The organism is Stenotrophomonas sp. YJH_SMC_122 (assembly GCF_059369535.1).
Map to the genome: position 1 here is coordinate 18854 of NZ_JCAFST010000013.1, position 21167 is coordinate 40020.

23 protein-coding genes and 1 riboswitch are annotated in these 21167 nt (G+C 66.1%); of the genes, 13 read left to right on the forward strand and 10 right to left on the reverse strand.

Features of this window, described 5'->3' with window-relative positions:
• Window positions 1–63: 63 nt before the first annotated feature.
• Together AC5P66_RS16455 and ettA are read right to left on the reverse strand one after the other, a co-directional pair.
• Window positions 64–1380, reverse strand: a complete 1317-nt coding sequence (locus AC5P66_RS16455) for an NCS2 family permease (RefSeq protein WP_049414547.1) — start codon at window positions 1378–1380, stop codon at window positions 64–66.
• A gap of 154 nt (window positions 1381–1534) precedes the next feature.
• Window positions 1535–3199 (reverse strand): energy-dependent translational throttle protein EttA, encoded by a 1665-nt coding sequence (gene ettA, locus AC5P66_RS16460; RefSeq protein WP_005415249.1) that lies wholly within the window; start codon window positions 3197–3199, stop codon window positions 1535–1537.
• A gap of 251 nt (window positions 3200–3450) precedes the next feature.
• Here ettA and AC5P66_RS16465 point away from each other — a divergent pair, with 251 nt between their 5' ends.
• From AC5P66_RS16465 to ribD, 6 genes are all read left to right on the forward strand, one after another.
• The gene (locus AC5P66_RS16465; RefSeq protein ID WP_049414548.1) at window positions 3451–3930 is read left to right on the forward strand and encodes an RcnB family protein; all 480 of its coding nucleotides are present in this window, start codon (window positions 3451–3453) and stop codon (window positions 3928–3930) included.
• Window positions 3931–4116: 186 nt separating this feature from the next.
• A complete protein-coding gene (glyA, locus tag AC5P66_RS16470; RefSeq protein ID WP_099495958.1) occupies window positions 4117–5370 on the forward strand; it encodes a serine hydroxymethyltransferase in 1254 nt (417 codons plus the stop codon).
• A 66-nt stretch (window positions 5371–5436) separates the two neighbouring features.
• Window positions 5437–5856: a hypothetical protein gene (locus AC5P66_RS16475; RefSeq protein ID WP_448140773.1), complete on the forward strand. Its 420-nt coding sequence runs from the start codon at window positions 5437–5439 to the stop codon at window positions 5854–5856.
• A gap of 27 nt (window positions 5857–5883) precedes the next feature.
• Window positions 5884–6333 (forward strand): hypothetical protein, encoded by a 450-nt coding sequence (locus AC5P66_RS16480; RefSeq protein ID WP_448140774.1) that lies wholly within the window; start codon window positions 5884–5886, stop codon window positions 6331–6333.
• A 149-nt stretch (window positions 6334–6482) separates the two neighbouring features.
• Window positions 6483–7004: a transcriptional regulator NrdR gene (gene nrdR / locus AC5P66_RS16485; protein ID WP_005415256.1), complete on the forward strand. Its 522-nt coding sequence runs from the start codon at window positions 6483–6485 to the stop codon at window positions 7002–7004.
• Between the two features lie 78 nt (window positions 7005–7082).
• Window positions 7083–8168 carry a bifunctional diaminohydroxyphosphoribosylaminopyrimidine deaminase/5-amino-6-(5-phosphoribosylamino)uracil reductase RibD gene (ribD, locus tag AC5P66_RS16490; RefSeq protein WP_111190945.1) on the forward strand — a complete coding sequence of 362 codons (1086 nt, stop codon included), beginning with the start codon at window positions 7083–7085 and terminating at the stop codon, window positions 8166–8168.
• A gap of 35 nt (window positions 8169–8203) precedes the next feature.
• On the opposite strand, the gene AC5P66_RS16495 is transcribed toward ribD, so the two are convergent.
• The 3 genes from AC5P66_RS16495 to AC5P66_RS16505 form a co-directional block, all read right to left on the reverse strand.
• Window positions 8204–8593, reverse strand: a complete 390-nt coding sequence (locus tag AC5P66_RS16495; protein ID WP_495216506.1) for a hypothetical protein — start codon at window positions 8591–8593, stop codon at window positions 8204–8206.
• A gap of 167 nt (window positions 8594–8760) precedes the next feature.
• The gene (locus tag AC5P66_RS16500; RefSeq protein ID WP_049414553.1) at window positions 8761–9723 is read right to left on the reverse strand and encodes a hypothetical protein; all 963 of its coding nucleotides are present in this window, start codon (window positions 9721–9723) and stop codon (window positions 8761–8763) included.
• A gap of 12 nt (window positions 9724–9735) precedes the next feature.
• A complete protein-coding gene (locus tag AC5P66_RS16505) occupies window positions 9736–10539 on the reverse strand; it encodes a hypothetical protein (protein ID WP_495216507.1) in 804 nt (267 codons plus the stop codon).
• 157 nt (window positions 10540–10696) lie between these two features.
• On the opposite strand from AC5P66_RS16505, the gene AC5P66_RS16510 reads away from it, so the two are divergent.
• Window positions 10697–11893, forward strand: coding sequence for a hypothetical protein (locus AC5P66_RS16510; RefSeq protein ID WP_414606377.1), 1197 nt, complete (start codon window positions 10697–10699; stop codon window positions 11891–11893).
• A 48-nt stretch (window positions 11894–11941) separates the two neighbouring features.
• Here the strand turns inward: AC5P66_RS16510 and AC5P66_RS16515 are convergent, their stop codons facing one another.
• Both AC5P66_RS16515 and AC5P66_RS16520 read right to left on the reverse strand, forming a co-directional pair.
• Window positions 11942–12826: a hypothetical protein gene (locus AC5P66_RS16515; RefSeq protein WP_495216508.1), complete on the reverse strand. Its 885-nt coding sequence runs from the start codon at window positions 12824–12826 to the stop codon at window positions 11942–11944.
• Window positions 12827–12977: 151 nt separating this feature from the next.
• Complete coding sequence (locus AC5P66_RS16520; protein ID WP_049415702.1) at window positions 12978–13598, reverse strand: hypothetical protein; 621 nt, start codon at window positions 13596–13598, stop codon at window positions 12978–12980.
• A gap of 239 nt (window positions 13599–13837) precedes the next feature.
• Window positions 13838–13982: riboswitch (FMN riboswitch) on the forward strand.
• A gap of 77 nt (window positions 13983–14059) precedes the next feature.
• On the opposite strand from AC5P66_RS16520, the gene AC5P66_RS16525 reads away from it, so the two are divergent.
• The 5 genes from AC5P66_RS16525 to thiL all read left to right on the forward strand — a co-directional run bounded on the left by AC5P66_RS16525 (window position 14060) and on the right by thiL (window position 17970).
• On the forward strand, window positions 14060–14686 hold the full coding sequence (locus AC5P66_RS16525) for a riboflavin synthase (protein WP_111190941.1): 627 nt from the start codon (window positions 14060–14062) through the stop codon (window positions 14684–14686).
• Window positions 14683–15783, forward strand: a complete 1101-nt coding sequence (ribB, locus tag AC5P66_RS16530) for a 3,4-dihydroxy-2-butanone-4-phosphate synthase (RefSeq protein ID WP_495216509.1) — start codon at window positions 14683–14685, stop codon at window positions 15781–15783. The genes AC5P66_RS16525 and ribB overlap by 4 nt, the downstream gene beginning before the upstream one ends.
• Before the next feature lie 160 nt (window positions 15784–15943).
• Window positions 15944–16411 (forward strand): 6,7-dimethyl-8-ribityllumazine synthase, encoded by a 468-nt coding sequence (ribH, locus tag AC5P66_RS16535; RefSeq protein ID WP_010481977.1) that lies wholly within the window; start codon window positions 15944–15946, stop codon window positions 16409–16411.
• Complete coding sequence (gene nusB, locus AC5P66_RS16540) at window positions 16408–16887, forward strand: transcription antitermination factor NusB (protein ID WP_005415268.1); 480 nt, start codon at window positions 16408–16410, stop codon at window positions 16885–16887. The genes ribH and nusB overlap by 4 nt, the downstream gene beginning before the upstream one ends.
• 120 nt (window positions 16888–17007) lie before the next feature.
• Complete coding sequence (thiL, locus tag AC5P66_RS16545; protein WP_495216510.1) at window positions 17008–17970, forward strand: thiamine-phosphate kinase; 963 nt, start codon at window positions 17008–17010, stop codon at window positions 17968–17970.
• A 189-nt stretch (window positions 17971–18159) separates the two neighbouring features.
• On the opposite strand, the gene AC5P66_RS16550 is transcribed toward thiL, so the two are convergent.
• The 3 genes from AC5P66_RS16550 to AC5P66_RS16560 are packed head-to-tail and all read right to left on the reverse strand — an operon-like array spanning window position 18160 to window position 19876.
• Window positions 18160–18531: a DUF805 domain-containing protein gene (locus AC5P66_RS16550; protein ID WP_049415690.1), complete on the reverse strand. Its 372-nt coding sequence runs from the start codon at window positions 18529–18531 to the stop codon at window positions 18160–18162.
• A gap of 49 nt (window positions 18532–18580) precedes the next feature.
• Window positions 18581–19303: a fimbrial biogenesis chaperone gene (locus tag AC5P66_RS16555; protein WP_049415685.1), complete on the reverse strand. Its 723-nt coding sequence runs from the start codon at window positions 19301–19303 to the stop codon at window positions 18581–18583.
• A 57-nt stretch (window positions 19304–19360) separates the two neighbouring features.
• Entirely contained in the window at window positions 19361–19876 is a 516-nt protein-coding gene (locus tag AC5P66_RS16560) for a fimbrial protein (RefSeq protein ID WP_049415684.1), read from the reverse strand.
• Between the two features lie 242 nt (window positions 19877–20118).
• Between AC5P66_RS16560 and AC5P66_RS16565 the strand changes: the two genes are divergently transcribed.
• Window positions 20119–21114 (forward strand): fimbrial protein, encoded by a 996-nt coding sequence (locus AC5P66_RS16565; protein ID WP_495216511.1) that lies wholly within the window; start codon window positions 20119–20121, stop codon window positions 21112–21114.
• Window positions 21115–21167: the final 53 nt, after the last annotated feature.

Consider the following 21167-nt stretch of genomic DNA (forward strand, 5'->3'; position numbering starts at 1 on the left):
CCCCCGGGTGGCAGGTGAATCACCACCCGGTAGTGCCGGCCGCTGGCCGGCATCGCCCCCCGATTATTCCAACGCGTAGCGCAGCGCGAACAACACCGCCACCAGCCACACCGCCGGATGCACCTCGCGCCAGCGCCCGGTGCCTGCCTTCAGCGCCGCATACGCGATGAAACCGAATGCCAGGCCGTTGGCGATCGAATAGGTGAACGGCATCGCCAGTGCACACAGCGCGGCCGGCACCGATTCAGTCAGGTCGCTCCAGTCCACTTCCACCAGTTCGCGCAGCATCAGGCCGGCCACGAACAGCAAGGCGGGTGCGGTGGCATAGCCGGGCACCATTGCCGCCAGTGGCGAGAACAGCAACGCGGCCAGGAACAGTGCCGACACCACCAGAGCAGTCAGGCCGGTACGCCCGCCCACCTGCACGCCCGAAGCGCTCTCGGCGAAGGCCGTGGTGCTGCTGGTGCCCAGCAGCGAACCGGCGACGATCGCCGTGCTGTCGGCCAGCAGCGCACGGCCGAAGCGCTTCTGCGCGCCCGGCAGCTTCAGCAGGCCGGCGCGGCCGACCACGCCGTACAGGGTGCCGGTGGCATCGAACACTTCCACCAGCACGAACACCAGCACCACCTGCAGCAGCACCGCGATCGGTGCGCCGCCGTCATGGTGCAGCAGGCCCGGCAGGTCCAGCTGCAGGAAAGTCGGTGCCAGGCTCGGCGGCAGCGAGACCAGGCCCTGGTACTGCACGTCGCCCAATGCCCAGCCCGCACCGGTCACCGCCAGGATGCCGATCAGGATCGCGCCGCGGATCCGGCGTGCTTCCAGCACTGCGATCAACAGGAAACCGGCCAGCGCCAGCAGTGGCGGCGCCGTGTTCAAGGGGCCCAGCGCCACCAGCGTGTCTTCGTTGCCGACGATCACGCCGGATTTCTGCAGCGCGATGATCGCCAGGAACAGGCCGATGCCGGCCACGATCGCCGAGCGCAGCGACGAAGGAATGCCCGACACCAGCCATGCCCGCACACCGGACAGCGACAGCACCAGAAACACCAGGCCGGAGATGAACACCGCCCCTAGCGCCTGCTGCCACGGCAGACCGGCAGCGCCGACCACGGTGAACGCGAAGAACGCGTTCAGGCCCATCCCTGGTGCCATGCCCACCGGGAAGTTGGCCGCCAGCGCCATCACCGCCGAACCCAGCGCAGCGGCCAGGCAGGTGGCCACGAACACCGCACCCGCATCCATGCCGGTGGTGCCGAGGATTTCCGGGTTGACGAAGACGATGTAGGACATCGTCAGGAAGGTGGTGACACCGGCCAGCAGCTCGGTACGCACGGTGGTGCCGTGCTGCTGCAGCTGGAACATGCGCTCGAACAGGGACATGGGGGCGCTCATTGGTAGATGCCGGCCGCTGGCCGGCATGCATGGACCGGGTGTGATGGGTACCGACCCCTGGTCGGTACATTTCGAGTCACGACCAACGGTCGTGACCCACCAGAAGGAGAAAGGCCGCGCGAGCGCGGCCTTTCCGGTTGCCTTACTTCAGCGCCTTGAAGCGCAGGCGCTTCGGCGCAGCATCGTCGCCCATGCGGCGCTTCTTGTCTTCCTCGTACTCGCGGTAGTTGCCCTGGAAGAATTCCACGTGCGAGTCGCCTTCGAAAGCGATGATGTGCGTGGCGATGCGGTCCAGGAACCAGCGGTCGTGCGAGATCACGAAGGTGTTGCCCGGGAACTCCAGCAGCGCGTCTTCCAGCGCACGCAGGGTTTCGATGTCCAGGTCGTTGGACGGTTCGTCGAGCAGCAGCACGTTGCCACCCTGCAGCAGGGTCTTGGCCATGTGCAGGCGGCCACGCTCACCACCGGACAGCGAGCCGACCATCTTCTGCTGGTCCTGGCCCTTGAAGTTGAAGCGGCCGATGTAGGCGCGCGACTGGATCTCGATGCCGTTGATGTTGAGGATGTCCAGGCCACCGGCGATTTCCTGGAACACGTTGTGGTTGCCTTCCAGCTTGTCGCGGCTCTGGTCCACGTAGGACAGCTGCACGGTCGGGCCGATCACGATCTCGCCCGAATCCGGCTTTTCCTGGCCGGTAATCATCTTGAACAGGGTCGACTTGCCGGCGCCGTTCGGGCCGATGATGCCGACGATCGCGCCCGGCGGAATCAGCATCGACAGGTTGTCGATCAGCAGGCGGTCGCCGAACTTCTTGGAGACGTTCTTGAACTCCATCACCATGTTGCCCAGGCGCTCGCCCGGCGGGATGAAGATCTCGTTGGTCTCGTTGCGCTTCTGGTAGTCCTGCGACTGCAGCTCTTCCAGGCGGGCCAGACGGGCCTTGCCCTTGGAACGGCCGCCCTTGGCGTTCTGGCGCGACCATTCCAGTTCCTTCTGGATCGCCTTCTGGCGGGCCTTTTCCTGGTTTTCTTCCTGCTTCAGGCGTTCATCCTTCTGCACCAGCCATTCGGTGTAGTTGCCCTTCCACGGAATGCCGCGGCCGCGGTCCAGTTCCAGGATCCACTCGGCGGCGTTGTCCAGGAAGTAGCGATCGTGGGTGACGGCCACCACGGTGCCGGTGTAGCGCGCCAGGAACTGCTCCAGCCATTCCACCGACTCGGCGTCGAGGTGGTTGGTCGGTTCGTCCAGCAGCAGCATGTCCGGCTTCTGCAGCAGCAGGCGGCACAGTGCCACGCGGCGCTTTTCACCGCCGGACAGGTTGGCGATCTTGGCATCCCACGGCGGCAGGCGCAGCGCATCGGCAGCCACGTCCAGCTGGTTTTCCAGGGTGTGCGCATCACCGGCGGCCAGGATCGCCTCCAGACGCTCCTGCTCCTTGGCCAATGCGTCGAAGTCGGCACCTTCTTCGGCGTAGGCGGCGTACACCGCTTCCAGCGCGGCCTGGGCCTGCAGCACTTCGCCCACGCCTTCCTCGACCGACTCGCGCACGGTCTTGTTCGGGTCCAGTTCCGGTTCCTGTGCCAGGTAGCCGACCTTGATGCCCGGCTGCGGGCGGGCTTCGCCCTCGAAATCGGTGTCCACGCCGGCCATGATCTTCAGCACGGTGGACTTGCCGGCGCCGTTCAGGCCCAGCAGGCCGATCTTGGCGCCCGGGAAGAAGGACAGCGAGATGTCCTTGATGATCTGCCGCTTGGGCGGGACCACCTTGGACACGCGGTTCATGGTGTAGATGTATTGCGAGGACATGAGGTCTCCGTAGGCGCGGCCCTGCGCCCGGCCCATCACGGGAACATCCCGTTGTGGCAGCGGGCACAGACTGGAAAGGAATACCGCCAATTATAGCCGGAACCGGTTCCGGGCCGCGCCGGGCAGGCGCCGTCGGCTGGCCGTGGGCTGAATACTGCGTCACAGTCCTGCAGCGGGAAGCGTTTCCAGCCGGAAACGGTTCAGATCGGGTGCGCAATATGGGCTCACCACCACCCAAGCAGAGGTCTGACATGCGCATCAATCGAGTAATGGCCAGCGCCGTGGCCTCTGTGCTGGCGCTCGGCGCGGTGGCCCCCGCCTTCGCCGACAACGACCACCGTCGCGGCCATGACCGCCGCGAGTGGCGCGAGGACCGCCGCGAATGGCGACAGGACCGCCGTGACTGGGAACGCGATCGCCGCGAGGCCCGGCGCGACTGGGAGCGCGACCGCCGCGACTGGCACCGCGACCACGACCGCTACTACCGTCCGGCCCCGCCGCCGCCGCGCGTGGTCTACCGCCCGGCCTACGGCCCGGGCTACGGCTGGAAGGTCGGCCACCGCTACCGCGATTACTACCGCGGCCCGATCTATGTGGTGAACGACTATCCGCGCTACCACCTGCGCCGCCCGCCGTATGGGCACCACTGGATCCGCGACGACCGCGGCAACATGCTGCTGGTGGCGGTGGCGACCGGCATCATCGCCGACTACATCATCAACAGTCGCTGAGGATCGCGGCCGGGGTCGGATCCCTTTCCAACGGAAAGGGCTCTGATCCCACAACATCCCTCGAAACCATACGGGGCCGGATTCCTTCGGGAGTGCCGGCCCCGGCCTTTTCGGCCCCGGCAGGCCGGTGCGGGGCTACAATCAGGGGCTGAGCCGTACCCCTTTCCCTGCCTGCTGGAGTACCCGATGTTCCCGCGTGACGTCCGCATCGAAAACTACGATCCCGAACTGGCCAAGGCCATCGCCGCTGAGACCCAGCGCCAGGAAGACCACGTCGAGCTGATCGCCAGCGAGAACTACACCAGCCCGGCGGTGATGGAAGCCCAGGGCAGCCAGCTGACCAACAAGTACGCCGAAGGTTACCCGGGCAAGCGCTACTACGGTGGCTGCGAATACGTGGACATCGCCGAGCAGCTGGCGATCGACCGCCTCAAGCAGCTGTTCGGCGCCGACTACGCCAACGTGCAGCCGCACAGCGGCTCACAGGCCAACCAGGCCGTGTACTTCGCCCTGCTGCAGCCGGGTGACACCATCCTCGGCATGAGCCTGGCCCACGGCGGCCACCTCACCCACGGTGCCAAGGTCAATGCCTCGGGCAAGCTGTTCAACGCCGTGCAGTACGGCGTCAACGACCAGGGCCTGATCGATTACGACGAGGTCGAGCGCCTGGCCCTGGAGCACAAGCCAAAGATGGTCGTGGCCGGCTTCTCCGCCTACTCGCAGGTGATCGACTGGGCGCGCTTCCGCGCCATCGCCGACAAGGTCGGTGCCTACCTGTTCGTGGACATGGCCCATGTCGCCGGCCTGGTCGCCGCCGGCGTCTACCCGAGCCCGCTGGACCACGCCCACGTCGTCACCTCCACCACCCACAAGACCCTGCGCGGCCCGCGCGGCGGCATCATCATCGCCAAGGGTGCCGATGAGGACCTGGTCAAGAAGCTGCAGTCGATCGTGTTCCCGGGCATCCAGGGCGGTCCGCTGATGCACGTCATCGCCGGCAAGGCCGTGGCCTTCAAGGAAGCGCTGGAACCGGCCTTCAAGACCTACCAGCAGCAGGTGGTGAAGAACGCCCAGGCGATGGCCAGCACGCTCATCGCGCGCGGCTACAAGATCGTCTCCGGCGGCACCCAGAACCACCTCATGCTGGTCGACATGATCGGCAAGGACGTGTCCGGCAAGGACGCGGAAGCCGCGCTGGGCAAGGCCCACATCACCGTCAACAAGAACTCGGTACCGAACGACCCGCGTTCGCCGTTCGTGACCTCGGGCCTGCGCCTGGGCACCCCGGCGGTGACCACCCGTGGTTACGTGGAGCAGGACTGCGTGGACCTGGCCAACTGGATCGCCGACGTGCTCGACGCACCGAACGATGACGCGGTCATCGCCCGCGTGCGCGACGCGGTCAGCGCGCAGTGCCGCAAGTACCCGGTCTACGGCTGATCGAAGCAGGGGTCGGATCCCTTCCCGCACGGAAGGGCTCTGACCCCGTCGCCAGGAACCCCGCGCATGGATGAGCGCCGCCTCAAGTATCTGTATGCCGTCCTGGCGGTGATCTTCGGCCTGCCCAGCCTGGTGGCGGGTGGCGCCGCGGCGACGATGCTGCTGCTGACGGGGCTGGGCCAGTTCGGCCATGGAACGCTGGCCGCGGTGACCCTGATGCCGCTGTGGGGCCTGGCCGGCATTGCCGGCTGCCTGGCCTGGTTGTGGCTCAGCGCCGGGTATCTGCTGCAGGGACGTGCCGGGCTGCAGGTGCATCGCCTCTGGTGGTGGATGCTGCTGGCCGGCAGTCTTGCCGCCGTGCCCGCGCTGGGGCTGGCGCTGTGGTGGGGCATCACCGTCCACGCCGAAGGCATCGCCCTGCTGCTGTTGGGCCCGTCAATGCTGGTGCCGGCGGCGATGCTGGTGTGGATCAAGCGCCGCGCATGACGCGGCCCATGGAAGGACATCGAACGCATGGATGAGCGCCTGCACAAGCGCTGGATGGCGATCACCGGCCTGCTGGTGGGCCTGCCCACCGTGGCAGCAGGCGGCACGGGGGCCGTGCTGGGGCTGATGGTCGTATGGGACGGCAAGTACCTGACGGGCGACGAGCACACGTGGTTGCTGCTGTGGTCGTCGGCCGGCATCATCGGGCTGCTGTCGTGGTTGTGGCTGAGCGGACTGTTCCTGTGGCGCGGTGTTGACGGCCTGCGCCACTCCCCGGTTGTTGCCTGGGTAGGGCTGGGGGTGGGGGCGCTGGCCGCGTTGGGCGTCGTTGCCGCCACGCTGTACTTCACCTTCAAGCACGGGGAAATTTCTACATTGGGCTTTTTCGGGTTTGGTCCGCCGCTGCTGGTGATGGCCGGGCACCTGGCCTGGCTGCGCTGGGCACGCGTGGCATCGCCGCCGCCCGCATCGGGTTGAGCCGGGCAACCCGATCTCGCCGGACACGCTGGGTGGCCGAAATGCAGGCGCTTCCGTGCAGGCAGCATTTGCTGCTGCGCCCCTTCTCAGGTACCTTTGCGACGCTGCCATGACCGTGGCAATAGGTACTTCCCTGAGCCAGGCGTTCCATGCATTGCCCCTTCTGCCAACATGCCGATACCCGGGTCATCGACTCGCGCGTCTCTGAAGACGGCGCGACGATTCGCCGTCGGCGGGAATGCGAAGCCTGCGGCGAGCGCTTCAGCACCCTGGAAACGGTCGAGCTGAAGCTGCCGGCCATCGTCAAGAGCGATGGCACCCGCGAAGCGTTCGACCAGCGCAAGGTCCGCGCGGGGTTCGACCGCGCGCTGCAGAAGCGCGCGGTGCCCGAAGACAAGATCGAGGCGGCGGTACGTGCGGTGGTGCACCAGCTGCGTATCAGCGGCGAGCGCGAAGTGCCCTCGATCAAGGTCGGCGAGTTCGTCATGAACGAACTGCGCAAGCTCGACCACGTCGGCTATGTGCGTTTTGCTTCGGTGTACCGTAGCTTCGAGGACGTGGCCGATTTCCGCGAAGAGATCGAGAAGCTCGAGCGCGATCTGCCGTCCAGTACCGAACAGCTGCAGCTGCTGGGCGATGTGATCGCCCTGACCAAGAAGAAGAAGGGCTGACCGCCTCTGCCCGGGTGGGTGCCAACCTGGGTTGGCACCGACTGCATGGATCAACGCCGGCAGCGTTACCATGGTCGCATGACCCCTTCGTTCTCCGTCCTCGACCACCTGCACATGGCCAACGCGCTGCGCCTGGCCGAGCGCGCTGCCTATACCACCCGCCCCAACCCGATGGTCGGCTGCGTGATCGCCCACGGCGAACGCGTGGTCGGGCAGGGCTGGCACCAGCGCGCCGGTGGCCCGCATGCGGAAGTGTTCGCGCTGCGCGAGGCCGGCAGCGAGGCGCGCGGTGCCACTGCCTACGTCACCCTGGAGCCCTGCGCCCACTACGGGCGCACGCCGCCGTGTGCACTGGCGCTGATCGAAGCCGGCGTGTCGCGCGTGGTCGCGGCGATGCGCGATCCGTTTCCGAAGGTCGATGGTGGTGGCTTTGATCTGCTGCGCAATGCCGGCATCGAGGTCGCCGAAGGGCTGATGGCTGCGCAGGCGCGCGAGCTCAACAAGGGCTTCCTGTCACGCGTGGAGCGCAACCGCCCGTGGCTGCGGGTGAAGCTGGCCGCCAGCCTCGATGGGCGCACCGCGATGGCCGACGGCAGTTCCAAGTGGATCACCGGGCCGGCCGCGCGCGAGGACGTGCAGCACTGGCGCGCTCGCGCCGGTGCGATCCTGACTGGCGCCGACACCGTGCTGGCCGACGACCCGATGCTGACCGTGCGCCTGGCCGATACCGAGGTGATGCCACCGCTGCGGGTGGTGCTCGATTCGCGCCTGCGTTCGCTCGAATGCAGCCGCGTGCGCGAGGGCGGGGCACCGACGCTGTACCTGCACGCTGCGGCGGTGAGCGCACCGGATGCGGCCGATGCCGAATTCGCCAGTGTGCCAAGCGTTGATGGGCGGTTGGATCCGGGTGCAGTGCTGGCGCTGCTGGCCGAGCGGGGCATCAACGAGGTGCATACCGAAGCCGGCGCGACACTGGCCGGTGCGCTGCTGCGTGCTGGCTGGGTGGACGAACTGCTGCTGTATCAGGCGCCCACGCTGCTGGGCGACAACGGACGCCCGCTGCTGGCTGGCCTCGGCATCGAGGCGATGGACCAGCAGCGTCGCCTGCGCGTGGTCGACCAGCGGCAGGTGGGCGAGGACACCCGGCTGCTGCTGCGCCCGTGAGGGACTAACGCAGAGCCGGCGCCATGCCCTCGGCGTCAGGTCGCTTCGTCGTCCTCTTCGCCAACGGGGCATTGGCCTTTCCACTGCTGCTTCCACAGCACATGCAGGTTGCGGCAGTACGCGCCCAACGCCTCGCCCGGCAGCTGCCTGGCCTTCAATCGCAGCTGGTGCCGGGTGAAACCGTCGTCGTACTCATGGGGCAGTACCAGCACGGCACACTGGTCGTGATACATCAGGAACGCGTGGCAGTCGTCGTCTTCGCTCATCCACGCATCCAGATGCCTGTCGCTCAGCTGGGTCGACTCGAAGGCGACTGAGGGTTGGACGACGAAAATCTTGGTGGCTTTGAACCTGGACGCTTCGGCCTGCCAGCACACCATCAGCGCCAGCACCATGATCGCGGTCGACGTCATACGGTGTTTCATGCGGTTGCCCCCGATGGAAGAGGGCAACAGCAATGACCATGCAGGTCGCGCAGGGCCATGCAACGGTTCTGAAAATGCAGTTGCCCTTGCCGTCGGCAACGCTGAGCAGCGCCTAGGCTCGGCGTTACATCGCGCTTACGCGCATTCGTCGGTCCACATCATCCATGTCATGACCCGCGGAATCGGACCGATTTGGCCATGGTCTCAACCGCGTCTTCCACTTCTTTGGAACTGTCTGCCGGCAGAATGGCAACCAAACGAACGAAACGCTCACCTGGCCATAGGGCGAGATAGTGGCGGTAGTGGCGTCCGTCAGGCGTTACCCCGTCAACCCGGTGCCCGGTGATACCGCCGAACGGCAGGTTCTCTCTTGAGACAATCGTTCCGCCCTGAATCCTGACGGTCCCTGCAATCAACTGATCGGACACCTTCTCTGGATCGTCAGAGGCAAAGGGGAGAGAAAGCTGCGACGCGACAATTACCAGGGGCTGCAGACCATCTGGATCAGTGTCCAGTTCACCGGCCGTAAGTGCCACGGCTGACCCGGACAGGGTGTTCAGGAGGCGAAAAGGGGACGCCGGCTCAACGCTGAAAGGCATCGCGGCGATCTTCTGCTCAAGCGTGGCCTGCGGACGCAGTGTTACGGTCGCCAAGGCCCGCATCGCCTGCCTGTGCGTCAGTGCATGGTCACGCGGGGCTTGAACCGTGATCATGACGGTGGGGGAGCCGCTGAAAAGCGCCATCCATTTTTTGAAGGTGTAACCGTGCGCGACCTGGCTGCCGATGACCACCGGGATCGTCCGCCCCTCGACGCCGAGCGATTCCAGGCGATCGACCTGCACGCCCTGGCTGGCGAAGCGGCGACGCGCGGCGGGCTCATCCACGAATAGTCCGCCGACTGTGCTGCTGGCCTCGGCGGGCAGCTCGGCGACCAGGATGCTGGCACGGCCGTCATCACTGACAAACCCGGAGAAGTTGGGGGCGGGGGCGAACCCGGGAGGCGGCGACAGGCTGACGACGGAGCCGGGCACGGCCATTGACGGCTGTGACGCCTGTGAGCAACCAGCGAGCAGCAAGGCCTGCAGGAGAAGCAGAGCCGCGCGTACGAGACTGCGGAAGTGGGTGAGCATCTGGAAAGCCTCTTATTCTGTCCGGACTCGATGAGAGTCTTCCTGGCGGATCGGGCCTTCCCACACCGCACGGTTCCGATCGTGGGTGCCCCTGCAGTACGCTTCGGCCAGGCTGGGTCCCAGTGATCGTACTTTCTCGGCCACGATGTCCTGCAAGGTCGTGCCCCGCTGCAGCGGGCCATCTGGGTCATAGCGCTCGGCGAACTTCAGCTGTGCATCCAACATCAGGTCACAGGCGGGGATGCCGGAATAGGCAGTGACCGACTCTGCTTCAATGCGCTCGTCCCAAGCGGAAAACGGCATCAGCTCCTTCAGTAGATTCAAGCCGAGGAACAGCATGTCTGCACTGCTCCATGGACCATTGTCGCCAACACGCGAGAACTCCGCCCTCGCTGTGTACGTAGTGTCGGGCGCATCACGCAGGGTTGCCGCATAGATGCCAAGGAACGTTCTGAGAGCATCGCCATCAGGGTCCCCGGCACGTGAGCGCGCCAGATTCTCCCGATAAGCGTCAAAGGCGCCAGAAACATCGGGAAGCGCGCACTGGTAGTCCACAACGCCGCGATGGGAGGAGCTGTCCTCCTCGGTCCTGACCGCACGGCAGTGAATGGTCTTCCGGCGCGCGTTGACCGCACTGGCCGCGGGCTCTTCGAAACCAGTGGCAAGACTCTCGAATGCGTAGAGTGCATCAACGACGTCTCCGATGTCGGGATAGTTGTCCGGGTCTGCCGTGCGCAGGCTGTTTCGCAGCGCAGTTCTGGCGTCCTCGTCATTCTGAGTGATGACGCGCGCATAGGCAGCGAAGGTGTCTTCCATTGAAAGCGCTGCAGCATCTGCGGCCAGCGGTACGCAGAGCAGCAGGGCGAAAAGAAGTCTCAACATGGCGTGGACGGAAGCGGGGGAAGTCCCTGAGGATCAAGGGCGCTCCATGCATTGGTCCATGCAACTTGTCTGAAAGTTATGGATTGCTCTCGTGGCAACAACCTCGGAGAAATTTGAAACTTTCTTCATAGCCGCCTTCGTGACGCGAGTGCACAGTGCTTGGTTTCCCAGAGCGGTGATCATCGTGGCGCAGTCTTTCCGGAACCGTATGCTTCCAGCTCTCCTCGCGCTTGGGATGGTTGTTTCGCCTGCCGCCTTCGCAGATGGCGATGATCCCGCTGCCGTGCGTGCCATCACAAGCGCGCAGGCCCTGCATGATCTGGCCGCCGTCATCGAGTGTCGGGCCCCCACCTCGGTGCGCGAGCCGCTGTCGCGAAATGTGTGGGATGTCGTGCTGGGTGATGGCAAGCGTGCCAAGCCGCCATTCGATGCGTGGACCGTTGTCAAACAGCCAAATTCCTATCTGCATGAGGTCGAGCTGCCTGATCCGATCACTGTATTCGGCCACCGGACCCAACGCATTGCAGTGCTTTCGGAAGGGACGATGGCCATCCTGGATGATGTCTCCTTTGAGACGATATCCAAGCAGCTGGATATGAGGCCGCTGCATGCAACGGCCGTGCCTCACATCCATGTGCGGAACCTGTCCTTGCGCAATGTCAGCGAAATCGGCTTTTCGGTTCGTTCACTTACGGCGTCGCGCGTCTCCACCCACCCCGACTCTGTACTGGTGGGGTGCGAGGAGCGCTACGACACGCGGATGGAGCAGCTGCGCAGGCGCGGAAAGGAGCCGGATACCTATTTGGCGCCAAGCGTCGATGTCGTCAAGGAGCTGGATGACGTGCTGACCTGCAACGCCGACGCACTGCGCAATTACACGGCCGATTGGGCGGTGACCATGTCGGCACACACCACTGATGCGCGTTTCAAAGGCTGGAAGGATGGAGAAGATGAAGAGGGCAATCGCTGGTGGGTGCCGCCGGCACCGATCATGATCGCCGGCAGGCCCGCTTCACGCTTGGTCAAGGTGGGTCAGACCTTGTACGCAGAGCTGGACGGGGATATCGCCGAAACGTTGGCCGAAGAATGGCTTCTGCCACCCTACGATGGCTGGAGCGACGCGGCTTTCGTAGATTTTTACGATACCGACACGGCGGCCGATGGCTGGCTGGAAGATCGCGCGCGCATCGTACGTGCGTGGGCGCCCGGCAAGACCCTGCACGGCTGCGAGTACCAGCAGAATCGTCCGGAGTTTGGTGAGCATCCGGACGACGATGACGATGAATGACGGCAGCGTGGTGTCGCCGGGCATGGCCCGGCGCTACCGACTACCCGCTCATGCGCATTCGTCGGTCCACATCATCTCGGCGATCGGGCGCAGTGCCTTGCATTCCTGCGTCATGTCTTCGGCCGACTTCACCTTGGCCTTGGCCTTCAGTTCCTCGGCCATCGCGTCCACGCCACTGATCTGGTCCGGCGCGATCTTCGCCACGCAGGCGCGGTGCTGCTGCAGCAGCAGGTCGCAGCCGGGTACGCCGGTCACTTTCGGCGCGTTGGCCGCCTGCGCGTCCTGCATCCAGTCCTCGAACGGTGCCAGCGCACCGGCTACGGTGCCCACCAGGTCATCGAAGTTGCCGCTGTACCAGTAGCCGTTGTCCTTGGCCGGGTACAGGGTGAAGGTGCCGCTGACCGGCATGCGTGCGCCACTCTGCAGTGCCTGGGCATAGGCATCGGTGAACTGCTTGCGCGAGGCCGGGCTGGCATCGTCGGCCAGGCTGGCGGCGAACAGCGGGCGCACCTTGCCCAGGTCGGGCAGCTGGCAGCTGTAGGTGATCCGCGCCAGCTTCTGGTCTTCCACGTACTCGTTGTCTTCGATCACGCTCTTGGTCGCGCGGCACTTCGAATCACGCAGGGCCTTGGCATACAGCGCTTCGGTGGCCGCAGCGTCGACCTTGGCGCCGGTGCTGGCCAGTACGGTCTGCCAGGGTTCGGCCAAGGCCTTGGCCAGCGCACCCGGGTTGGGGGTCACGGCGTCCTGGCCCTCGAACGCCGGCTTCAGTGCGTCGTTGAGCGTGCGCGTGGCGGCCGCGTCGTCTTCCAGCAGCACGCGTGCATACAGGTCGAAGGCCTGCTCGGGCGTCAGTTGGGCCGGTGCCGCGCTGGCAATCAGCGGGGCGCACAGCAGCACGCTGGCCAGAAGGGTAGGGGTGGGGGTCTTCATGACGGTGTTTTCCTGTTCCAGACGCGCGCAAGCCTAGCGCATCTGCCGACACTTTCGATGGCGCGATGCAGCCAGGTGACGGTGTGCAGCGGACAAAAAACGGGCCCCTTGCGGGGCCCGTTCGATCGCACGACGAGGAGCGATCGGTAAATCAGAAGCTGGCGCGGACGCCGACCGAGTACTGGGTGACGTCGCGGTAGCCGGAGATCTCGCCCACCAGGCCCCAGGTCTTGGTGAAGTTGATCTGGCCGCCGACGGTGCCGACCCAGGTGCCCTTGTAGTTGTTGCCGCCATCCATGTAGCCGGCCTTGGCCCAGGCTTCGGTCATGCGCGACGGCTTGCCGCGGATGCCCATGGTGACGCGGCCCAGGTTGGTGTGGTCCTTGCCGTGGTAACGCACGCCGTCATAACGCAGGGTCGATTCGGCGTTCTGGCGCACCCAGGCGGCATCGGCGGTGAAGTCGACGCGGTCGGTCCACGGCATGTGGTAGCCGATACCCAGCTCCGGCTGGTTCAGTTCCAGCTTCAGCGAGTCTTCGCCGTAGTGGCGGGTCTTGCTGGTGCGCGACCAGCCACCGAACACGTAGACCTGCTCGGCCAGCGCGACCGAACCACGCAGGTAGCCGCCGTCGACCTTCGGGTCGTCCAGCACGTTGTCGTCAACCTGGACCTGGGTCCAGCCGCCTTCAACGTAGGTGTAGCTCAGGGCGTCGGCCGAAGCCGAGAACGGAGCGGCGGCCAGCAGGGCGGCCACGATCAGGATCTTGCGCATGGGAATTCCTGTGAATTTCAGTCCATTGGCGGGCCTGCCCTCGCGGCTGCCCGTGGCGACCTCATGTCGTCCGCTGCGGATTTTAATGAAAGTTTTACAAAATGCGAGAGACCGCCGTCACAGGCTGGCCAGACGTGGTCGGGCTCAGAGCCCTTTCCTGCGGAAAGGGATCCGACCCCGGGCAACCCACCCCGTTCAGCCCGGGCTGGTACACTAGCCACGCCGGTTCGCCGGTACACAAACGTCTTCAGGGCGGGGTGCAATTCCCCACCGGCGGTAGGTGCGCAAGCACGAGCCCGCGAGCGCCCCGGCCCACGGCCGGGGGTCAGCAGATCCGGTCCAATGCCGGAGCCGACGGTATAGTCCGGATGAAAGAAGACGGTGCCACAGGGCCTTCGCGGCCCTGCGCCCGCCTGTTTGCCTTGCGGCGTTTTTCGCTCACTTTCCGCGGAGAACGTTTCTTGTTTACTGGAATCATCGAAGGCGTCGGCCGTCTGGCCGCACGCGAATCCATCGGCGGCGATGTCCGCTTCACCTTCAACGTCGGGAATCTGCCGTTCGACCACGTGCAGATGGGCGAGAGCATTGCCATCAACGGTGTCTGCCTCACCGTCATCGCATTCGACGCCAGCAGCTTCCAGGCCGATGCCTCCACCGAGACCCTGGGCCTGACCACGCTGGGCCAGCTGGGCGACGGTGCGGTCATCAACCTGGAGCGCGCCATGCGCCCGACCGACCGCCTCGGCGGCCATCTGGTCAGCGGCCACGTCGACGGCCTCGGCCAGGTGCTGTCCATCCACGACGACGCGCGGGCCCAGCGCTGGCGTTTCGCCGCGCCGGCCTCGCTGCGCCGCTACATCGCCAAGAAGGGCTCGATCTGCGTGGACGGCGTCAGCCTCACCGTCAACGAAGTGGACGACGAAGGTTTTGAAGTCGCCCTGATCCCGCACACCGTGGCCAACACCGCGTTCTCCGCCACCGGCGTGGGCAGCGCGGTCAATCTTGAAATCGATCTGGTGGCCCGTTACGTCGAGCGATTGATGGGTGTGCCGACCAACGGTCAGCACCCACAGGGAGACGCAGCATGAACTTCGCCCCGATTCCGGAAATCCTGGAAGACATCCGCCTGGGCCGCATGGTGGTCATCGTCGATGACGAAGACCGCGAGAACGAAGGCGACCTGATCATGGCCGCCGAGCTGGTCAAGCCGTCGGACATCAACTTCATGGTCACCCACGGCCGTGGCCTGGTGTGCCTGCCGCTGACCCGCAGCCGCGCCGCCGACCTCGGCCTGGCGCCGATGGTGCAGGCCAATACCGCGCAGTTCCAGACCAACTTCACGGTCAGCATCGAGGCCGCCGAGGGCGTTACCACCGGCATCTCGGCCCACGACCGCGCGCATACCATCCGCACCGCGGTCAAGCCCAACGCCAAGCCGTCGGACCTGCACCAGCCGGGCCACATCTTCCCGCTGATCGCCCAGCCGGGCGGCGTGCTGACCCGCGCCGGCCATACCGAAGCCGGCGTCGACCTGGCCATGCTGGCCGGGCTGGAGCCGGCCGGCGTGCTGGTGGAGATCCTGAACCCGAATGGCAGCATGGCGCGCCGCCCGGAGCTGGAAGTGTTCGCCCGCGAGCACGGCCTGAAGATGGGCTCCATCGCCGACCTGATCGCCTACCGCCTGGCCACTGAAAAGACCGTCGAGCGCGTGGACGAGCGCGAGATCGACACCGAATTCGGCCCGTTCAAGCTGGTGACCTACCGCGACCGCATCGCCCACGACCTGCATTTCGCCCTGGTGCGCGGCACGCCGGATGCGGAAACACCGACCCTGGTGCGCGTGCAGGTGGAAAACCCGCTGGCCGACCTGCTGCACTGGCGCCGCGACGACTTCGGCGTCGCCGCCACCGATGCCTTGCGTGCGATCGATGCCGAAGGCGCCGGCGTGATGGTGGTGCTGTCGGCCCCGCGCGATGGCGAAGCCCTGCTGGCCCGCCTGCGCCAGCAGCCGGCGCCGGTGGTGCCGGGCAAGGACAAGGATGTGGGCCAGTGGCGCCGCAACGGTGCCGGCGCGCAGATCCTGTCCGACCTGGGCCTGGGCAAGCTGCGCGTGCTGGGCACTCCCCGCCGCCAGGTCGGCCTGGCCGGGTACGGCCTGGAAGTGGTGGAGACGGTCACCCTGTAATGGGGATTGCCGGCCAGCGGCCGGCACTACCGGTGGGTGCCGGCCCCATGCCACCGGTGGGTGCCGACCGTTGGTCGGCACACCCTGCGGGCCCCCGCCAGCCACGGCCGGGGCCCATCCACGCTAGAATTACCCCCTTATCGAGTCCCCCAAGCCGCATATGAGCCACTACGAAGGCGATCTTCGCACTCCCGAGTCGGCGCGCTTCGCCATCCTGGCCAGCCGCTGGAACGCCCGCATCACCGACACGCTGGTCGCTGGCGCCCGCCAGAGCCTGGCCGGCAACGGCATCACCGAAGCCAACATCGACGTGATCCGCGTGCCGGGTGCCTGGGAACTGCCGCTGGTGGCCGCACGCCTGGCCGCCGCCCATGAACACGCCGCCATCCTCACCCTGGGCTGCGTGATCCGTGGCGACACCCGCCACTACGAACACGTGGCCGACCGCTGCGCCGAAGGCCTGATGCGCGTGCAGCTGGATTTCGGCGTGCCGGTACTGAACGGCGTGCTGGCGGTGGAACGCGTGGAAGACGCCGAGGCCCGCGCAGGCGGCAGCCACGGCAACAAGGGCGAGGAAGTCGCACTCGCCGCACTGGAAATGGTCAATCTGCTGGAGCAACTGCCATGAACAAGAACACCCAGGGCAAGCCCTCCGGTAAACCCGTCCGCCGCGATGGCGTCGATCCGGTGCTGCGCTCACGCGCCCGTCGCCGTGCCGTGCAGGCCATCTACGCCTGGCAGATCTCCGGCGGCAACGCCCAGTCGCTGATCGCCCAGTTTGCCCACGAGCAGGCCCGCGAAATTGCCGACCTGGCGTACTTCGAGGCGCTGGTGCACGGCGTGCTCGACAACCGTCGCGACATCGACGAAGCGCTCGGCCCGTACCTGGACCGTGGCATCGAGGAAGTGGATGCGATCGAACGCGCGGTGCTGCGCCTGGCCGCCTACGAGCTGCGCTACCGCCTGGACGTGCCGTACCGCGTGGTGATCAACGAAGCCATCGAATCGGCCAAGCGCTTCGGTTCCGAGCACGGCCACACCTACGTCAACGGCGTGCTGGATCGTGCCGCCGTGGAATGGCGCAAGGTCGAATCGGGTCACTGACCCACCTGTGGTAGTGCCGGCCGCTGGCCGGCAGCTGCAGGGATCCTGAGGTTGCCGGCCAGCGGCCGGCACTACCGCCCACCGCGCCTTGCGCGGCACGTACAACAGCGGGAACGCCCCATGTCCCTGGCCGAATTCGCCCTCATCGACCGCATCCGCGCCCGCACCCTCGAGCGCGACGACATCCTGCTCGGCATCGGTGACGACGCCGCGCTGCTGCAGCCGCGTGCCAACGAACAGCTGGTGGTCACCGCCGATACACTCAACAGCGGCGTGCACTTCCCGGTGGAAACCCCGGCCTTCGACATCGGCTGGAAGACCTTGGCGGTCAACCTGTCGGACCTGGCCGCGATGGGCGCGCGCCCGGCCTGGTGCACGCTGGCGTTGTCGCTGCCGGAAGCATCTGAAGACTGGATCGAGGCCTTTGCCGATGGCTTCTTCGCCCTGGCCGACCAGCACGACATCGCGCTGGTCGGTGGCGACACCACGCGCGGTCCGCTGTCGCTGTCGGTGACCGCGATGGGCCAGGTCGGGCGTGGCCAGGCCCTGCGGCGCGACCGCGCGCAGGTGGGTGATGATGTCTGGGTCAGTGGCACGCTGGGCGATGCCGCCGGCGCGCTGCGCCTGTGGCAACAAGGGGCGTTGAGCATCGCCACCGCCACGCTGCTGGCCGACTACGAAAGCCTGCGCCTGCGCCTGCTGCGGCCGACGCCGCGCGTGACCCTGGGCCTGCGCCTGCGGGCCTTCGCGCACGCGGCGGTGGATGTGTCCGACGGCCTGCTGGCCGACCTCGGTCATATCGCCGCGCGCAGCAACGTGGCCGCGCATGTGGATGCCGATTCGCTGCCGATCTCGCACGCGCTGCGTGAACTGCTCGGCCGCGACGCTGCGCGCGACTGCGCACTGCGCGGGGGCGACGACTACGAACTGTGTTTCACCGCGGCTGCCGACCAGCGCGACGCGCTGCACTACCTGGCCGAATCGCTGGACGTGCCGCTCACCCGCATCGGCCGCATCGCCGAAGGGCAGGGCGTACACGTGGATGGCGAAGCCGCCGACGGCGGATACCAGCACTTCGCGTAGCAGCGGGACTGCACTGGGGTGCCAAGCTTCGGGGTGGGGTCAGATCCCTTTGCGCCGCAAAGGGCTCTGACCCCGAGTGAAGCACCTCGGCATCGCTCGGGCAGGTGCCAACCTGGGTTGGCACGGATGTGTCAGCCGCCCGTGGCAGCACCGTGTCGACCAAGGTCGACACCTGCCAACGCGGGGCGATTACACGTGCGGAACGGGTGCACCGAAGCGGTTGTCGCCCGGGGTGCTCGGCAGCAGCATGAACACCAGCACCACCAGGCCCACAATCGGCACCAGCATCAGCAGGTACCACCAGCCGGAACGGTCGGTGTCATGCAGGCGGCGCACGGTCACTGCAATCATCGGCACGATGATCGCCAGCCACACCAACGCGCCCACGCCCGTCGATATCAGTGCCAGCGTGCTCGAACCGGTGTAGCCGGCAACGAAGCCCAGCACATTCGACGGTATCAACGCGATCACGACGAACAACTGGAACCACCAGAACTCACTGCGGCTGGCGCGCCCGCTGAACTGGGCATAGCGGGTAAGCGGAATCATCATCTTTTTCATGTTGTGTGTTTCTCTCTCCAGGTAGCGCCGAGCCGTTGCCCGGCGTCAATCAGTGAATGACCTTTGCGTGGGCATCGCGCGTGGTGCCGTAGTCGTCCAGCCACTGGAATGTCAGGCTGTTCGGCACCGAAGCACCGGCTGGCAGCGGCAGCCGTACCTGTGCACCGGGCGCGATCATGTCCGCCGGCACCCTGCTGCCATCGGGTAAGGTCAACGAAGTCAGTGTCACGTGATAGGCAGTAGGATTGCTTACCTGCAATGCCCCTGCCGCCATGCGCCACTGCAGCTGGCCCGGCGCATCGCGCGCCTGGCCCGGCAGGCCGGCGGGGCGATGGAACAGCTTCACCCGCGTGCGCACCGCGAACTGCAGCAGGTTGCGGTCGCCGGCATTGGCCGGCTTGGGCGGGATATCCAGCAGGTTGAAGTAGAACACCGACTCGCGATCAGTCGGCAGCGGCGCTTCCGAAGGCCGCGGCGCATAGGTGATCCGGTAGGCCTGTCCCTGCTTGGCCTGCAGCAGACGCGGCTCGGACGGCGTCAGCCGGAACGGCGTGCGCACGCTCTCCGGACGCGCATGGCTGTCGCCAGCGTCGATCCAGACCTGCGTCATCGCGGGTTGTTCACCCACATTGCTGGCCTTGACCGTGACATCGCGGCCTTTGCTGGCGTCGTGCACGATGCGCGTGCCTTGCAGGGTTACCGCAGCCTGCGCCGGCAGCACAAGCGCGATGGCCAGCAAAGCCGGCAGCCACAACGATGGGCGGAGTTTCATGGAATACCTCATGCAGTAGGTGCACGCGCGCATCCGTGCGCGCGTGCCGGATACCGTTTACTTGTAGAGCACCACGAAGTCGCCCGACGCGTTGGCGGTGCCGGCCGTAGCGTTCTGGGCCGGCGAGGCATACCACGCGCTGTAGTCCAGCTGGCCAGTGCCACCGGCGGCGATGGTCACCCACTGGGTCGGGTCATCACCGATCTTCTGGTGATTGCCCGCGGCGTCATACAGCGCTACGCCCACATTGCTCGCGCCCGAAGCAGCAGTCAGAGCCAGATTTCCGGTGCTGCCATCCGGCGTGCCACCGAAGCGCACCCCGACTTCCTGCGCCGCACCCGAGCCGGTGCAGTCCAGGGCAATGCTGAAATTCTTCTGGCCGGCACGGGTACCGGCATTGACCGATGCCAGGTCCACCTTGCCCATCGGCACGGTGAGGGTGCCACCGGCGGAGCCGACACTGCAGGTGGAGGTCATCAGTTCGCCGGTGATTTCCAGCTGTTCGGCGTGGGCCGCAGGCGCGGCCATGATCGCCAGCGCAGACAGCGCCAGCAGGTTCAGTTTGATCGACATCGACGTTCTTCTCGTTGCGGAATGGGATGCGCCGGCAGCCGAGGGCCGCCGAACGATGCGCAGTGTCGATGTCGCGCAGCCGCATCACCATGCAACTTGTTGTAAACGGTTTCTTCTTGGCGGCGGATACAACTTTTTGTATGGGGCCGGAGGAGAGGGCGAACTATCGTGCAGGCCCTTGAAAGCCCTCCAACCCCTAGCGGCGCACGCGCATTCGACGCGGCGCCCTGCAGGAGTTCCGCATGAAATCCCCTCTGCTACGACCGCTGGTGCTTCCCGCACTGCTCCTGTCATGTGCCGCGTTCGACGCTCAGGCCGCTTGCCGCCTCCTGGGCGGAGATACGTTCATCGACCACGAGTTCGATGTGGCCTTCGTGCCCGACCTTCATCGCCCACTGGCCTCGGTGCAGGGAACCCTGAAGTTCGCCTGCGACTCCGCAGGTGAGACGCAGGGCACCATCGTGCCCAGTCTGCTGGGGCTGTCCTATGTCGGCGACGTCTACAACGAAGCAAATACGGCGATGACAGCGGCGTACGCGATGGGGCCGGAATCCGCATTGCTGATGTTCCGATTCGAGTCGCTGTCATACATGGATTGTCTCCCGGGAGATGACTGTCCCATTGATGAGGGTCAGGCAGGCGGCTACTCCCTGCGCGACGGCAGGGGGGAGCCGTTGGACCGCATGGGCAACGGGCGCGAGGGAGAGGTTCTGGTCTGGGTGGATGTCTATTCGCGGGGTGGCCAGATGGTGTCCACGCCCAAGCGTTCGATCGGATCGACGGCAACGATGCAGTCGGGCAACGTGGGGCGCCACCATCTGAACATCGGGGTGCGCTTCAAGGCCCAGACCTGCGCGGTCACTCCCCAGTCTGTAACGCTCGACCCGATCGACGCCCGCACGCTGGATCAGCAACAGAGTGCAGGCGAGAAGTCCTTCAATGTCGCGGTCAACTGCGGTGCCAGCGGTCGCCCGCTGGTGCTGGAAATGAGCGACGTGCACGACCTGGCCAACACCGGCGATGTCCTGTCGCCCGCGCCGGGCTCCACCACAACCGGCGTGGCGCTGCAGGTCCTGCAGGGCGGTACGCCGGTGCGCATGCAGCAGCCCTGGAGCTACGGCACCACCACCGGCACGGTCATGTCCGTGCCGTTCAGCGCCCGCTATCTGCGCACGCCTGCGGAACTTCGCACCGGGAGCATCCTTGGCGAGGTCTCGCTGCTGGCGGACTACTACTGATGCCTGCGCACGCCTTCCTTTTCCTGCCATCGCGCCGCATCTCGCTGCGCGCC